General features: G+C 52.0%; 12 protein-coding genes. 4 read left to right on the top strand and 8 right to left on the bottom strand.

Going from position 1 to position 16935, the window contains the following annotated elements; all coding sequences use genetic code 11:
* Positions 1-153 precede the first annotated feature (153 nt).
* Together H7F31_RS03985 and H7F31_RS03980 are read left to right on the top strand one after the other, a co-directional pair.
* Positions 154-2436, top strand: coding sequence for a helix-turn-helix domain-containing protein (locus tag H7F31_RS03985; protein ID WP_187103118.1), 2283 nt, complete (start codon positions 154-156; stop codon positions 2434-2436).
* Between the two features lie 248 nt (positions 2437-2684).
* The gene (locus H7F31_RS03980; protein WP_261800465.1) at positions 2685-4094 is read left to right on the top strand and encodes an IS1182 family transposase; all 1410 of its coding nucleotides are present in this window, start codon (positions 2685-2687) and stop codon (positions 4092-4094) included.
* A gap of 692 nt (positions 4095-4786) precedes the next feature.
* Here H7F31_RS03980 and H7F31_RS03975 read toward each other — a convergent pair.
* The 5 genes from H7F31_RS03975 to H7F31_RS03955 form a co-directional block, all read right to left on the bottom strand.
* Positions 4787-7060 (bottom strand): FAD-dependent oxidoreductase, encoded by a 2274-nt coding sequence (locus H7F31_RS03975; RefSeq protein ID WP_187103116.1) that lies wholly within the window; start codon positions 7058-7060, stop codon positions 4787-4789.
* A 61-nt stretch (positions 7061-7121) separates the two neighbouring features.
* Positions 7122-8567 (bottom strand): sulfatase family protein, encoded by a 1446-nt coding sequence (locus H7F31_RS03970; protein WP_187103115.1) that lies wholly within the window; start codon positions 8565-8567, stop codon positions 7122-7124.
* Between the two features lie 17 nt (positions 8568-8584).
* Complete coding sequence (locus H7F31_RS03965; RefSeq protein ID WP_261800293.1) at positions 8585-9478, bottom strand: carbohydrate ABC transporter permease; 894 nt, start codon at positions 9476-9478, stop codon at positions 8585-8587.
* The gene (locus H7F31_RS03960) at positions 9478-10371 is read right to left on the bottom strand and encodes a carbohydrate ABC transporter permease (RefSeq protein WP_246608414.1); all 894 of its coding nucleotides are present in this window, start codon (positions 10369-10371) and stop codon (positions 9478-9480) included. The genes H7F31_RS03965 and H7F31_RS03960 overlap by 1 nt, the downstream gene beginning before the upstream one ends.
* A 97-nt stretch (positions 10372-10468) precedes the next feature.
* A complete protein-coding gene (locus tag H7F31_RS03955; protein WP_187103113.1) occupies positions 10469-11827 on the bottom strand; it encodes an ABC transporter substrate-binding protein in 1359 nt (452 codons plus the stop codon).
* Between the two features lie 115 nt (positions 11828-11942).
* Here H7F31_RS03955 and H7F31_RS03950 point away from each other — a divergent pair, with 115 nt between their 5' ends.
* Complete coding sequence (locus tag H7F31_RS03950) at positions 11943-13445, top strand: sensor histidine kinase (protein ID WP_187103112.1); 1503 nt, start codon at positions 11943-11945, stop codon at positions 13443-13445.
* A gap of 27 nt (positions 13446-13472) precedes the next feature.
* Entirely contained in the window at positions 13473-14153 is a 681-nt protein-coding gene (locus tag H7F31_RS03945; protein WP_187103111.1) for a response regulator transcription factor, read from the top strand.
* A 79-nt stretch (positions 14154-14232) separates the two neighbouring features.
* Here H7F31_RS03945 and H7F31_RS03940 read toward each other — a convergent pair whose 3' ends face one another.
* The 3 genes from H7F31_RS03940 to H7F31_RS03930 form a co-directional block, all read right to left on the bottom strand.
* The gene (locus H7F31_RS03940) at positions 14233-15444 is read right to left on the bottom strand and encodes a glycoside hydrolase family 88 protein (protein ID WP_187103110.1); all 1212 of its coding nucleotides are present in this window, start codon (positions 15442-15444) and stop codon (positions 14233-14235) included.
* Positions 15445-15549: 105 nt separating this feature from the next.
* Complete coding sequence (locus H7F31_RS03935; RefSeq protein WP_187103109.1) at positions 15550-16398, bottom strand: hypothetical protein; 849 nt, start codon at positions 16396-16398, stop codon at positions 15550-15552.
* Complete coding sequence (locus H7F31_RS03930) at positions 16382-16912, bottom strand: RNA polymerase sigma factor (protein WP_261800292.1); 531 nt, start codon at positions 16910-16912, stop codon at positions 16382-16384. Before H7F31_RS03930 ends, H7F31_RS03935 begins: the two co-directional genes overlap by 17 nt.
* Between the last annotated feature and the right edge of the window lie 23 nt (positions 16913-16935).

Genomic DNA, 16935 nt, shown 5'->3' with positions numbered 1-16935 from the left:
AAATCGACGTTTTTTTTGATGCTTATCCTTTTTTTCGATTCCTTTTTTACAAACACTCAACATGCCTGTCACAGCCTTTCGGGCCGCTTTCGTATACGATAGAAGAACTTGCATGATACTCCCTCTGGCTCCGCAAGGAAAGGAAGTGCCTTTATGATGAAGATTCGTTTTTCGAAACCTCGCACGCTGTACGGACAGCTGCTTGTATCTTTTATATGTATCATTATTTTGTTTTCGCTGTTTAACGGTTTGTTGTTCTCGTTCTTTCAATCCCGGCTGCAGAAGGACGTCGTCGCCAACAATCATCGCGCGTTAATCGATGTCGCGGAACGATATGAAACGCATATCGCCCAGTTGAAAGCACTGCTGAATACGATCTATAACGATGCCACGGTGCGCGAGTTCAATCGGCAATTGCGCTCTTACGGCGCGGACGAAGCCAATTACTTATCCGCCTATCGCATCTCCAATATGCTGCGCGCGGACGCCTATAATCCGTTGTTTTATCTGGAAGGCATCATCGTCCATTACGGCATCGGCGACTTCGCCGTGGATCAGGACGGCAGCAGCTCCGCCTCGGATATGTTCGGGAGAGCCTATGCGAGTCCGGCATACTCTCATTCCTTCTGGCGCGATCAGCTGAGCAGTCCGTCATTTTTGACCCTATTCTCGGCCCGGCGCTTCCTCCCCTCGTCCGATGTGGCGGACGGACCCGCTATTTTGCCCATCAGCCTCAAACTGCCGGGCGAGGAATTTCAGGTTATCGCTTTGCTCAATGTGGACAAGGCCATGTCCGCTTTCGCAGGCAGGGCGGCAGACCGGTCGATCGCTATTGCGGATAACGACGGTCGAATGCTGTATCAGAACGGATTGCCGGAGGGAGACATCCCTGTTTTTAAGAACGGGTCCGATCATCTGCTCCACGACCAATTCTATTGGTTCCGAACAACGACGGCCGACGGCCTGTCGTATTATTCGACGATCCCTTACGCGACGGCATCCGCCGAGCTGCGCCAATGGTTCTGGTGGTCGGCGGCCGTGTTCGTCTGCACGCTTCTCCTCGCGACCGCCGTTTCCCATTACTTCAGCAGGCGGATCAAGAAACCGGTTGACCGGCTGCTTGCCGCCGCTGCAGGTCAATCCTCGCGCCTGCAGCCGGCGGCAGGCAGCGGCATTCGCGAATACGAGGCGATCGAAAGCCGCATTCTTCATTTAATGGAGGAGCGAGAAGAAGTACAAGGGAGGATGACACGGCACCGTTCCATATTGACCAGCTATGGCTACATGAGCCGGATCAAGAACATCAACGAGGATTTGGGGGAGTGGAAGGAGTTCATGACGACGGAGACCGACGGCAGCTACGATCTGATTCTATACGAGCTGAAATTCCGCGGAGACGCGATGGCCCGGCTTAACATCCGGCCCGAGCACGCCTCGCTGGCCGTTCGCGAGCACATCCGGGCGGCCGTTGAGCGTTATTGCCCGGGCTCGCATACCTTCCAGCTAGAGCATCATCAGATTCTCACGGTCGTCCGGGACGGCCGTTCGGAGCCCATCTCGGCTATGCTGGGCGAGATCAAAGAGCTGCTGGACCAAAGCTCCGCCTATTGCGCGGTGACGATCGCCGTCAGCTCCCGCTTCGAGCATGCTTCGCAATTCGGCCATGCTTACGAGCAGGTAAGAAGCTGGGCCGGACAAGCGCTGCCGAAGGAAGAGACGCAATTGATTACGGCGCCGCGGGAATTGCCGGAGACGCCTCGTTTATCGGAGAAAGAAGCGGACAAGCTGGCTTCGTCCCTGCAAGCGGGGCAAGCCGAAGCGGCCGTCGGCGTGATCGATGAATTGCTGGAGCGCATGCGGCAATCCGGGGCTGCGGTGCGTCAATACCATGAAGTGGCGGAGGGACTGGCGGCTATACTGACCGGCGAGCTTCGCCATCTGGGCGACGAGGCGGAGCCCCAGGTGGGCTGGACGATCCGCTCCATCCGGCGGGAAATGGTTGCTTGCCATACCGTCGAGGAGTATCGCTCGCAGCTGGCCCGTCTGGCCGAGACGGTGGCCGTCGCGCTGGCCATGCGAACAGTCTCGGGCGAAGACCCCGTCGTCTCGCGGGTCATGCACTCCCTGGAGACGGGATTCGGAGCGGATATTTCCCTGGAGCAAGTGGCGAACGATCTGAACATGTCGGCAGCCTATCTGTCCACCTACATCAAGGAGAAAACAGGCACCAACTTCATCGACCACTTGAACGGCCTGCGGATGGCGAAGGCGAAGGAATTGCTGTCGGAGACAGCCCGGCAAGTGAGCGACATCGCCCGGGAGGTTGGCTACCTTAACGTTACCTCGTTTAACCGTCTGTTCAAAAAAACGACCGGCATCTCGCCGACCGAGTATCGCCGACTGCGTCAGGTCGACGCGGAAGGCAAAACGGGCTAGTGGGAACGGTGTCACTCCTGTCTGTTCGTTCTCTCGAGTAAGAGGAAAAACTCCCTCTAATACCCTCGTCTCCGCCTTTGCCTGCTCTTTAGAGGGAAATCCTCAGACTGTTGAAAAACTCACCAATCTTTAAATAATTCACCAAATTAACGCGTTAATTTAGGTATAATAAAGGTAATAAATTGTACTCGAAAGGCGTGGTTATCGTGTGGAACACCAATAAGTCAGACGCTTCGACCGATTATCAAATGGAACTGGTTTGTGTGGAACAATTGGTGCCTCAAGATCATCTTCTTCGAGTCATTCACGACCATGTCGATTTCTCCTTTATTACCGAGTTAACGCGTCCCTATTACACAGCAACGACGGGTAGACCACCTATCGACCCCATCGTATTATTCAAAATGATGCTCATTGGTTACCTCTTCAACATTCGTTCGGAGCGCCAGTTAGAAAAAGAGATCTTTCCTAATGCGGCGTACCGTTGGTTTTTGGGACTGCGTTTCGTAGACAAGGTGCCCGACCATTCGACGATTAGTTTTAACCGAAACAACCGCTTTGCGGGAACGAACCTGTTTCAGGAGATTTTTGAGAAAGTTGTGCGTTTGGCGATGGAACACCACATGGTGGCAGGCCGCGTACTCATTACCGATTCGACGCATGTTCGAGCCGATGCCAACAATAATGCCTATACCGTTCAAGTCATCGGGAAGACGCCTCACGAATATCTGGAAGAACTTCACCAAGCCGTGAACGAGGATCGAGATCTTCACGAAAAAAAGCCTTTAGCTCCGAAAGAGGAGGTGGAAGTCACCAAACATAAAGTCAGTGCCACAGACCCGGATTGTGGTTATATGAATCGCCGCAATAAGCCAGAAGGATTCCATTATCTCGATCATCGCACCGTGGATCACAAATTCAATATCATCACAGACGTTCATGTGACACCTGGCAATGTAAACGACGCCACCGTCTATCTCGAGCGCTTGCAACGCCAAATCCAAACCTTTGGTTTTGATGCCACATTAGAGGCCGTGCTACTGGACTCCGGCTATATGACGCCCTACATTTGCAAAAAAACATTAGAGATGAATATTTTCCCCGTCATCAACTATCGACAGGCAAGCAGAACACCGGGCCTATTGGCAAAGAGTGACTTTATCTATGATACGGAAAAAGATGTTTACATTTGTCCCGCTGGCCAACAATTGAGCTACTACACCACCAATCGTGCAGGTTACCGGGAATACGTTTCTGCCCCTAGTAGCTGCGCTTCATGTCCAATGCTGTCACAGTGCACGCAGGCCGAAAATAAGCAACGTAAGATTCAGCGTCATATTTGGGAAGCGCATAAAGAACAAGTGATGCTTAACCGTATAAGCCCAGAAGGTGAAGCTCTGTATAAACTTCGCGCCCAAACGATTGAACGAAGCTTTGCAGATGCCAAAAATCTTCATGGTTATCGTCGAAGCAAGCTCCGCGGAATAAACAAAATGCGGGAGCAGTCTTTGATGACGGCAATTTCCCAAAATCTGAAGAAAATTGCGCGGCATCTGGCTTGGAAGGAGATGTTCGTTGGCGGTCTACAGCATGTACAGATACTGTTTCTACCAATTAACACCAAATACCGCTCTATGACTCAAACCCAGGCCGCATAAATGAGGTTATTCAACAGTCTGAAATCCTACCTCTAATTCTGGCCGAATCACTGTTTTCTGGTCGAACCGCCCCGATTAAAGGGAGTTTTCCTTCTATGCGGAGCCGATATTCCGATTTTCCCAGATTAGAGGGAGATTTTCCCTCTATTTTCCGGTGCGATATACGGTGGGCCTTTTGGAGATGAGCGGCCTTGAGCTTTGCAATGCAAAGCCCTATGGCAACAAAGAGTGAACAAAACGGGATTGTTGACCAAACTAAACAGGTGTGCGGAACTGAGCGACGTTATTTTCGCCAAATCAACGGTTTCGAGTACCCTTACGGAACTGAGCGCTCTTATTCCATATCAATCGCGCCCCATCCCCCTTATTATCAACCAATAAAGTCTCTGAGTTCCGCTAGCCCTGCCGTTACCCCTCCATTCGCCGAAATAAGGGCTCTGAGTTCCGTCCCTCGTTTGTCGCTATCGCGCACGTACGCACGCCGTAGCGACAGCGACTGAATTCGCGCTCCACCCCGAAAATTTATAAATTCTATAATTATGAGAAAACCTCTATCGAGGCCTCTCAACGATGAGCGACCGCGTTTAAAGGTAGGTTTTATCGCTAATAAGAAAGCCGTTTTCGAAGACCGAAAACTTATACTTTCTTATGTGGTAAGAAAGAGCCGTGCCTCAGGCACGGCTCCGCTCTTCTTATTCGTATGCCCGAATCTCCACAATTTGCGCATGCTTCGAGCCGGCCGTCGCTTCCACGACGACGCGCAATTGCTCGGCGGCAACAGGCTGCTCCAGCTGATGAACGCGATTGCGCTTCCGGTTGTCCGTTTCGCGGAGCAGTACGGTCCACTCACCGCCCACGCACACTTCCACACGGTAGTCCCGCACCAACTCCGGCATTACGTCGAACGGCGTACGGAAGTGATGCAGATTGATCAGGTCCTGGTTCACGTCATCGTTAAAAATCAGTTGAATCTCCGATAGCGCGATCGGTTCTTCCCACGCCAGCGACACCCATTCCTGAGCGCCCTCCCGCAGACGCTCCGACATCCACAGCTGCGGTCCGCCGTACGGCCTGATATAGCCGTTAACGACCGACTCTGCGGCGTAAGCCTCCGTAGCCGGCTCCACAATCGCGCAGAACGGCTTGCGAATCAGCCGCTTCATTGTCCAAATCATGGTAAGTTGCGTATCCATAAATTCGGAGAAATCCGACGAGTCGTTTACCTTCTTCTCGAAACTCAGCATCCCGAAAAAAGGCTCTCCGCTCGTGTACAGCGTTACCGCTTCGTTCGCTTCGACTACGGCAAACAGATTAAGCGGCTCCTGCGTCTCATATTGGATTGGAAATGCGACCCACTGCCGCTCGCCCGGCGCCATCTTGACCGTGCTCGACTCCAGCTTCTCCGCCGGAATATAGTTCTCGCTACGGCCCGTTCCGTACAACGTGACGGTCAGCTCCGTCGCTTCGGCCGAATCCAGCAGCAGCGACAGCCGGTCCAAGCGGTTCGTCACCGGGAACAGGATGCCTACGGCGTTGATCAGCGGATACGCTTCTGCCGGCTTCTCCACGCTTATGCTCCGCTGCACGCTCGACGCGGTCACCGTTGCCGACTGCGCCTTGTTTAGCGAATCGCGGCTTCGCAGGCCAATAACCGACGCATCCTGCCGCAGCAGCGTCTCCTGCAGCTCCGTCAGATGGCTGCGGCCAAGCTCGCTTGGCGTTACGCCGTGCTTTACGCCAAGCGCCGCGCCTGTGCCCGCCGCTTCGCCCATGACGGCGCATGTCGCCATTACGCGCGTCGTGCCGAACGCCACATGCGAGGCGCTAATATTCCGGCCTGCAAACATAAGATTCTCCACATTATTGGAGTAAAGCGAGCGGAACGGAATATGATAGATGCCGTCGGCGTGATAATGCTTGGAGCCGCTCGCTTGCGCATACATGCCTTGCGGCGGATGCAGGTCGATCGACCAGCCGCCGAAGGCAACGCGGTCCTCGAAAGGCGTCTGTCCAATCACATCATTCTGATTGAGCATATAATCGCCGACGAATCGGCGGTATTCCCGTTTGCCCGGAATCGAGCCCACCCATTCCAGCGTCATGTTGTCGGCCTCGAACTTCCCGGAATTTTTGATATAATCCCAGATTCCATAAATAACCGACCACAATTCGTCGCGGATCCGCTCGTTCTCATGCACCGTATCCAGCTCTCCGCCCCATTCGATCCACCAATAGTGGCAGCCGGAATCGCCGCTGCGTATGACGCGCCGCACCGGGATGGAGGTCTGCGTAATATCCTTGGCGAAGCTTGGCGGAATATACTTGACCGGTTTCCCGGCATCCTTGGTATAAAACAGAATCGTACTGCCCAGCGTAATATCGTCGGCGACTTCCGGCGCCCAATCTTCATTGAACTCATGGCGCGCCTCGCGCCCGATCCGATAGTTGGCCCCGGCCAGGAAACCGATCAACCCATCGCCCGTGCAATCCAGAAACATCTCGCTGATATAGCGGATTCGCCGCTCCGATCCCATCATCCAGCCTGTTACCGATGCGATCCGGCCGTTGTCGCAATCATCTCCTTCGGTCTCGCGACTCGCTTCCAATTCCGCTACTTCCACCTCGTGAACATCCGTATTCAGGAATAGCCGAATGTTCTTCTCCGCCAGCACCGTCTCGAGCACAATTAAATCCCACAGATACGGATTGCCTTCCGGATTCCGATATTGGTTCTCCACGAACATCTCGCCCATAATGCCCGTCTCCCGCGCGTAGCGATTCACGTCATGGCTGGTCGCGCCGCATACCCATACCCGCACCTCGCTGCTGGAATTGCCCCCCAAGACCGGCCGGTTCTGCACCAGCGCCACCGTACGGCCCAGCCTGGCCGCGGCTACCGCCGCGCATACGCCGGCAAGGCCGCCGCCAATTACCGTTATATCCGTATAAATGGTTTCCGCCTTCATGGCTATGTCACACTCCGCATCGCATCATTCTGTTGTTCCTATCGTTTGATCCAGATCGGCATCATATCTCGAATGGATCCCCAATCCCGGTTAGCCGTTCCTTCAGTTCTTTCTCCAGCTCCGAGGCAACGGGATGCTCCGCCGCGTGCTTCAGCGCAAGCGGATGCTGCTGCGCGGGATCCACCTGCAAGTCGTACAGCCAGCGCGCTCCGCCTTCGCCCGGGGCATAACCCTTATCCACCACGTAGGTATATCGTTTGGTTCTAATGCCCCGCCAGCCATACGCCAGATGATTGAGCCCGGCTTCCCGGAATGCCGTAATCGCGGCGAGCCGTCCGGGATATGCGCTGATCAGCGCCCTGCGCTCTTTCCCTGCGGCTTCGTCAGTAACCCCGCCGCCAAACTCTTCATGCTCCTTTATATGCGCGGCCAATGAATGCCCTTCTACGGTACGGGGTACCGGAATGTCCATCAGTTCGAGCAACGTAGGCATGATGTCCACCGTGTTCAAAATTTCGGCTGTCGCGCCGGCTGCAATCCGACCCGGCCATCTGATGATGAACGGGACGCCTATCGACTCTTCATGCCACGAATGCTTGGCCATCGTGCCGTGCGAGCCGAGAAGCTCGCCGTGATCGGAGGTCAGCACCACGATCGTGTTCTCCGCGATGTCCAGTTGCGCCAGCCGTTCCATGAGCCTGCCGAATTGATCGTCGATGCCGGAGACGGCCGCGAAATAATCGCTCGCGTACTCCTCCCATCTTTGTTCTCCGCCAGCAATGGTCTCGCCCGTATGAACGAGGAACGGTTCCCGGATGACGACATTGTCCCGCCGCTCCGGCACGGTACCCTCATACAACTTCTTGTAGCGTTCGGGCACAAGATGAAACGGGCTATGAGGCGGATTCCAGGACAGGAATAACGAGAAGGGCGACTCCCCTCCGCAATTCTCTTCTATAAAAGACAGCGCCTTGTCCGTCTCATGTTCGACAGACCACTCGCTGATCTTAATCTTCTCGGGAGAATCCATCCAATAATGCGGAGTCAGATGCTCGTCGGAAGCCCCGTAAGAATACCAATAATCGAAGCCGTGCCGCTTCGGCCCCGGCGGCGTGTAAGCGTCCCAATCGTCCGCTCCGGACAAGGGCTGCTCCGCCTTGTTCCGTTCTGGCTCATCCAGATGCCATTTTCCAATATAGCCGTTCCGGTACCCTTCCCGCTTCAATACGTCGCCGATCCCGATTTCATCCGGGGAAAGCATCATATTCAGACCCGTTTTGCAATTGGTAAACACGCCGGTGGATAGCGCATATTTGCCTGTCATGAGCGAAGCCCTGTGCGGCGAGCATAAGGGCGTGCAGCTTACAGCCTGCGTGAATACGAGCCCTTCCTTCGAAAATCGGTCAATATGCGGCGTGTATACCGGGTCTTCATTCATGAATCCGACGGCTTGCCTGCGCCACTGATCGGCAAAAATATAGATGATATTCGGCCGTTGCCTTGTCATTCGCGCGCCTCCTTCCGTTATCCTTTCACGCTTGACCCTACGATGCCTTTTACGAAATAATCCTGCGCCGCCATGAACACAATAATGGTCGGTATAATGGAAGACACCGCCGCCGCCATTAACAAAGCGTACTGCGTCGTATATTCGCCTATGAAATGCTGCATGCCCAGTTGAAGCGTATACAGATGATCGGAGGTCAAATAAATGAGCGGCCCGAGAAAGTCGTTCCAGGTATGCATAAACGAGAAAATAACGAGCGTCGCAATAGCCGGCTTCGTAAGCGGCAATATAATGCGCAAGTAAACGCCGAATTCGCTAAGCCCGTCAATTCTGGCCGCTTCCAGCAGCTCATCCGGAATGGAGGAGAAAAATTGACGAAACAAAAATACGCCGAACGGGCTCACGGCACCCAGCACGATCAACGCCCAATGCGAATCGATCAAGCCGAATTGCTTCATTAAGACGAACTGCGGAATCATCATGACCTGGTAAGGAATCATGAGCGTGGCCAAATAAACAAAAAACAAGCCGTCTCTTTCCGGAAATTTGATTTTGGAGAAGGCATACCCCGCCATGGAACAAGTGAAAAGCAAGATAACAATGGTAATCACTACGATTTTGAGTGTATTTAAGTAATAAAGATGAAATGGGATCTTGGTCCACACATCCACGTAATTGCTCCAATAAAATTTTTCCGGGATCCACTTGATCGGAAAACCGAATATTTCATGTTCTGCCTTGAGCGACGCCGAGATCATCCAAATAAAGGGCAAGATCATAAACGCGGACGTGAGCGTCAAAACCAAATAAAGCGATAATTGCTTGATTTTCCGGGCACGCTTCATCGATGAACGACTTATTTTGTTAGCAGCGAGCGGAAGCGGCATTCTGTCTCTCTCCATTTCTCTCATTAATAGTTCACCCACTTCTTCTGGCCTCTGAACTGTACATAGGTGAACACAAGAATGACCAGGAACAATACATACGCCATCGCGGACGCATAACCGAAGCTGAATTGCTTGAACGCCACATTATAGATCGTGTACACAAGCACCTGCGTTGATCGACCCGGCCCACCCTGGGTAAGCACATAGATAAAGTCGAATACCTTGAACGAATTAATGACGCCGATAATCACGGTAAAAAAGATAATGGGAGAAAGCATAGGCAGCGTTACGCGGAAAAACTTCGCAATCGGCCCCGCGCCGTCCAGCTCCGCCGCTTCATATAAATGATCAGGAATGCCTTGAAGTCCTGCTAAATACAACACCATGTAGTACCCGATGGAATGCCAGATATAGACGATGGCCACCGATATTAACGCCCATGCGGACGAAGAGAACCATCCCGGAGGCTCCGTGACGCCAAGCGCCTGCAGCATCTGGTTGACCGGCCCCATAGACGGATTGAGAATGAGCTGCCACACGACCGCTACGGCGATTGTTGCCGTGACGTAGGGCAAGAACACCGCCGTACGAAACAGCTTGACGAATTTGATGCCGGCGTTCATCCATACCGATATGATCAATGCCAGGAACAGCGTGAGCGGTACGGATAGAATCGTAAAGATCAAGCTGTTCATGAGCGAAATTTTGAAGTTGTCATCATCGAACAGTTTCAGGTAATTGTCGAGGCCCACGAATTTAAACGGTCCAAAGCCGTTCCACTCGGTAAAGCTCATCAAGAAGGAAGCTATAACGGGTACGAATACGAAAAGCGCAAACCCGATAATGTTCGGAAGCAAAAACATATAACCCGTCAGCCTGTTGCGCTGCGTCATCGTTCTTTGTTTTTTGATTTTCAAGTTGAACCCACTCCTTGATCAAGGGGCAAGCCTGATCCAATAACCGTGCTTGCCCATTGATATCCGTTTTTACATTTTCCGTCCTGAATATGCCGCTTTATTTGTCGATCGAGAACTGGTCGGCATAGATGCCGCCCCATTCCTTCGCTACGCGTTCCGCGATTTTGGCTACCGCTTCTTCCGGCGTTTGCTCGCCGACGAAGACAAGCTCTCCTTCTTGCTTGAAGATTCCGTTTACGATAATGTTCTTCACGCCCGGCAGCATAGGGTATTCCGGAACCGCCTTGGCATCATTGAAGTAGTTGATATGCTCCGGCTTAAGCGTCCCGTCTCCGGAGTACGCCTCTCTTACCGCATCGTTCGTAAAGCCCGTCAAATAACCTTGCTTGGCGAAAATTTCCGCGCCTTTGCTGCCGGTCATAAATTCGACAACCTTGAATGCCTCTTCTTTGTGCTTGGAATTTTTATTGATCATGAGCGCAACCGGGAGCTCCAGCGTCGTGTTGCTTTCCACCCCTTCCGGATGAGGCAGCGGCGCGATATCCCAATCGAAGCTGATCTTTCCTTCCGCCTCCGCTTGCCTCAATTGCGCAACATGCCAATCGCCCATCAGATTCATGGCCACATTTCCCTTCTGGAAGGCGGCGTTATAATGCGCTCCGGTCGTAATTTGCTCCGACCACTTCATGATCGACCCGTCTTTCTCCAGATCCAACCGGAACTGCAGAGCATCCCGGAACGGCTCCATATCCTTGTCGATGATGGTTGTTCCGCCTTGGACCGCCGGCATGTACCAGGTTTGAGCCCATTGATGCAGGTAAGCGCCGTAGATCTTGTCTTGACCCGATCCGCTCGTCAATTGCTTGGCCGTGGCGCGGAATTCATCCCAGGTCATGTCTTCGTCCGGATACGGGACATTGGCCTGATCGAACAGATCCTTGTTGTAATACAACATCCAGTTGGATTTCCGGTAAGGAAGCCCGTAAGATTTGCCGTTGATTTTCATCCCTTCGAACATCTCTCCGAATCCCGACACATCCATGTTGTTGGTTTTAATCAACTCATCCAGCGGTTCGATGATCCCGGTATCGACCAGGGAATCCAATACGCCGCCGAACAGATCGTATTCGACGCCGCCCGACAATTGAATTCTGAGCTTCTCGTAATAGAACTGTCCTGCAGGGAATGTGATGAATTCGATCTTGATGTTCGGGTATTCCTTCTCGAACTCTTTATATACGGTTTGGAAGGCCTCCAGATCATCCGGCAGGACTGGAATTGTGAAGTTTACAACTTCCGACTTCCCTTCGCCCGCCGATTGTTCTTTGCCAGTGTTCGATGGCGGCGATTGGGTGGAGCCGGCGGTTGAGCTGTTTGATCCCCCATTAGACGAACAGGCTGCCAATAATCCAGCAATAATTGAAAGAATTAGAACATTTGACCATCTCTTTTTCATTTTACAATCCCCTCTCAGGCGTGTTATACTTCGTCTCACTCACATTGTAAGCGCATACCATAGAGGAAAATAAGTTGAATCTTTTATACCCCCTTTTCAGGAGGCGACGAATCCTTTGATTTATTTATCCATCGTTTTGCTGCTTCTAACCATTGCTTTTACTTACAAAAGGCTCAACAGTCTATCGACTTATTTTTTGTACGGCATTATTATCGGCTGGTTATTATCCTTTTTTTCATATATTTTCTATATCAGTAGTTTTAATGTATATTTCGAAGTCGTGAGCAAATTTTATGATTTCAGCCCGGGATCATGGAACAGGCTTGTGTTGGAAAACTTCAACCCCAGCGTGCAAATTCGGCTGATGAATGCGGGCGTCATTCTGTTCAGCTATTCCTTTTTGCTCTTCTCGGTCTCCTATACGATGAGCAGAAGGAAATTAAAAAATCTGGCGATTTATATCCCGATCGGCATCCTGGCGTTGTTTCAGTTGCTTTACTTTGATCCGGCCATCAACCTGTCGCTGCAAAACCGTTACTACGACGCCGGATATCCCCAGACTCTTGCTTTTAACGAGATTCGCGACATTATTAACGCCGCCTCCATGGTCCTGAAGCACGGCGTCGTTATCGTTGCGTTCGTGCTGCTCTTTATCCATTTTTTCAGGAACGTGCATGTCAAATTTTTAAGAAGGTATATGCTCTACCATCTGCTTTGTCTCATTCCGGTGGCGGTGATCCATACGATCATGTTTTATTGGGCCCCGAAGGTGCTGGTGAAGGCGACATTCATTCGCGAATTTCACAACTATTTGAAGCCTCAAACCAGCAATATTATTTACGATATCAATATTTTTCCGATCGTATCCATTGTCGCTCTGGGGACGATGATCTTCACGTTTTCGCGCTACCACTCGATGGAGGTTCATTATCGGAATGTCAATGCGGATATTAACAAGCGGATCAAAACCGCTTCGCTCGGCGTAAAAGCGTTTACCCATTCCATCAAAAATCATCTGCTCGCCATCAAATCCGAAGCCGAATATTTAAAGGAGAAGCTGGCCGATGACCGCGAGGCCTTGTACAGCCTGGATTTGATCATGAACTCCTGTCTCATGTCCTATGAAACGCTCAATAGCGCATCAAGCAAACTTAACAGCATCTCGTTAACTATGGAGCTTGCAAAGCTGCACGTTCCCGTGGAGAAAGCGCTGGCCACGTTAGCCAGTTCCGACAGCCGGGTTTCGATCCAGGTGATACGCGAGTCGCTGGGAAGCAAGGCTTACATGGATATTGCCCATATGAGCGAGGTGTGCTGCAATATTATTACCAATGCGCTGGAATCCTTGAAGGGCCAGTCGGACGGAGAAATCGTAATTACGATAGAGGATCGGGACCAATGGGGGGCTATCTCCATTCAGGACAACGGCCCCGGCATCCCGACCGAGCATATCAACGACGTGTTCTCTCCCTTCTTCTCGACGAAAGCCTCCTCCAGCAACTGGGGAGTCGGCTTGTCCTATTGCCACAAAATCGTGACCGCCCATAACGGCAAGATCGAAGTGGAGAGCAATGACAAGAAGGGAACGACATTTACCTTTTTTCTCCCCTTGGTCTAGACATAATATTTATGGAGGTTTTGGACAATGGACCATATAAAAATGTTGATCGCGGACGATATGGAGGCTCATCGCAGACGGCTGATGAGAATTCTTCAGACCCAGGATGACTTTGACATTGGAGGTTCCTTCAGCACCGGCGAAAGCACGGTTGAATTCGCACGGAGCTACAAGCCCGACATTATTCTGATGGATATCGAAATGGAGACTCCTCTGGCTGGCATCGAAGCGGCGAAAGTGATTCATGAGACGTTGCCCGATACGAAAATCATTGTGCTTACGGTACACGAAGACGATAATATTGTATTTGCGGCGTTTCAAACAGGCATTGTAGACTATGTAATCAAGTCGGCAACGCCCGAGGAGATTATTGAGGCCATCCGTTCCGCGTACCATGACGACTCGCCGATCCGACCCATCATTGCCAAAAAATTGCGGAATGAACTGGTTCGCATCAAGAAGTCCGAAGCCCGGCTAATGTCCGCGCTAAATACCATCTCGACCTTGACGCCCAGCGAGCTGGAAATTCTCAAGCTTCTCTGCCAATCGAACAACCGCCAACAGATTGCTGACATGAGATCCGTAGAAGTCGAAACGATAAAAAAACAAATTAATGGAATACTAAGGAAATTCAACGTACAAAGAACAAAGGAAGTTGTCAAATTAATGAATGAATTAAACATATTCGAGGTTATTAAAAGCTTATAGACTCAGAGTTATCCCCTGCATAATCGCTGCGAAAAAATCTCCGCTCCCTTTTAAAAAGAGAGCGGAGATCGTATGCGTCTTACCAATATGGCTTCCAATCGCGCAGTACTCGAACCAACGCTTCCATATAAAAATAGTCGCCCCAAATATTGCACTCGTCGACGCCTAGATTTTTCGGGAGGGAGTATACGCCATGGCCCAACACGCCGTTGGAGCCCGGATCGTCCACCGTCGTGTAATTCGCCGCAAGCGAACCGAGGATCGATAAAGCCGCGTTTTCGTATAAAGTCCGATCCTCATCCAACACAGGCAAGTGCCGAGCCAATTCCAGCAATCCGCACGCAGCTATGGCAGCTGCCGACGTATCGCGCTGTCCATCCTGATCGGTAAAGACCAGATCCCAATTGCATACCAGATCCTCGGGCAAATGATTTAGAAAGTAATTGCAGGCATGTTTGGCAGCGTCGATAAACTTCTTGTCTCCCGTATAGCGGTAACTGAGCGGCAATCCGTACATGACCCAGGCTTGCCCTCTCGACCAGCAGTCCTCGTCGGCATGCCCTTGGCTCGTCCAGCCTCGCGTCGGCTCGCCGGTATCGGCATCGATATGATAAACCTGGTAAGAGGATCCGTCGTCGCGCACCATATGATCCATGACTTGGCTCATATGACGATATGCTTTATCATAATAGGTGCGATCGCCCGTCATTGTGGACGCCCAATAAAGAAGAGGGACATTCATCGAACAATCAATGATAAATACGCCCCGCTCCTTGTGCCCGCGATCCTCCAGATAACCTCTTACCTGAATGATGCCCGACTTTTCCTGAAATCGCATGGAAAGCAGCTTGGCTGCATCCAGCGCAATGCGTTTGGCCTCCTCGCTTCCGGTCAACCGATAACCGGCTACGCAGGACAGGGAGTACAAGAAACCGATATCATGATGATTCAGTATATCCCGCTCTTCCAGACGAATCTTAAAGCTGGCTACATGTCTTTCTGCGACTTCCCGGTATTTCGGTTCCTCTGTCAGCTCATAGGCGAGCCACACCATCCCCGTCCAGAACGACGAAGTCCAGTCGGAGTAATAGTCCAGGCTTGCGTTGTCGACAGGCTGGTAAACCTGATTGACGCTGTGGGCAGAAGGGAAACGATCCGTGAACGCTACCAGATGATGGTCAATTCGGTTCATGACGAAATCCAGCGCCGTCCGAAATGTGTCTTCCGACAAACCATGGTTAAACCTGTGCGTGGCACGGACCGCTTCGCATGCAGTTGGATTGACAGCCATTATTGCTTATCCTCCTCGCTAAAGTCACTATCTTTGCCATTAACTATAATGACTTGTCGCGCCCTTCATAAGGCCCAAATCTTATACCCCTCTGTCGATGCCCTGTTATTCTCCGTCCAGCACCTGGAACTGCTCCAGCGTCTGGGTAAAGCGCGCGCCATGTCCTTCGGCCGCCTCAAGGAAGTACTTCGAGGATAGGATAAAGCTGCCTTGTTTCCCGTTGCTTACGATATAGACGTTCGTCACCATGCTGTCCCAGTCGGAACCGTCGATCGCATGAACGAGGTAACCGTCCACCGGCGCCGTCACGCGTTCGATGGCATCGACCCGATCGTATTCGCCCTGCAATTGCTCCGCAAGCTCCTTCGCCAGCTGCTCCGGCAGCACTTCGGCCTTTTGCTCGATCGTAAGCGATACCTCCGGATATTTCTCAGGCAACGGATCGATCGTCGTAATGACATCCTTGTCCTCGCCTTCCACCAGCTTATACCGATCCTTGTCGTAGTAGATGGCGTAGTCGCTTGTCTTGTCGACGTGAACCTGGCCGTTCGTCTCTTCCTTCTGGCCTTCGACGTCGATTTCGATTTTTTTCTCCGGCTCGAACCAGTTTTTTACGCTCTCCATCATGGCCGTACCCGCAGGCAGCGACAGGAATACTGTCAACGCAACGACCGCAGCCGCAACTCCCACTCCGATTTTCATGACTCTCATCCCCTTATGTTTGGTCTTGTTGCTCCTGTTATTTGCGCGTCCCAGGCTCGGACTCCGTCCGGTGATAGAATCACGATGTACCGTGCCGCCGTCAGCCTGTTCCCCGTTATCTCCTGCGGAAGAGCTCTTCCGCGTTCCCCCCTCGGTATCGAGGCGGGCTTCAAGCTGGCCCCAAATATCGTCCTTCCATGTGTCCGGATACTCCGACTTCTTGAGCAATTGCTCTTTATGCTTTTGATCCATGCGGCTCCCCTCCCAGTCTGTCTCTCATCTTCTCGCGGCCCTTGAGCAGGCGCGACTTTAACGTGTTGACGTTAAGCTCCAAGGTGTCGGCTATCTCTTTCTCCGAATAATCGTGCAAATATTTTAAGATAAGCGGGATTCGATACATATCGGGCAGCGATTGCAAGGCATCGTATACGTCGAGGCTCGTATCCGGCAATTCCGGCTCTACTCCGATCCGCTCCAGCTCCAGCTCGCCGGCCAGCGGCACCACCTTCTTCTCCCGTTCCATCACCCGGTAACACTCTCTTAGCAGAATACAGTACAGCCACGGCTTGAACGGCTTCGAAGAATCGTATTGCCAGATATTGCGATACACCCGAAGGAATGTTTCCTGCACCGCGTCCTTGGCACGTTCGCCATGTTTCGTCACGAGCATCGCCGTCCGCATCGCATAGTCGAAGTATTCGTCGTATAACGATCGGAACGCATCCCGGTCGCCTTGGATGACCCGGCTAATGATCTCCTGCTTCACCCTCATTCACCTCTTTCGTGCTG

It is taken from the genome of Paenibacillus sp. PAMC21692 (assembly GCF_014303795.1).
GTDB lineage: Bacteria > Bacillota > Bacilli > Paenibacillales > Paenibacillaceae > Pristimantibacillus > Pristimantibacillus agaridevorans.
The sequence above is the reverse complement of the archived record's forward strand: the minus strand, read 5'-3'. Positions and strand labels throughout refer to the sequence as shown.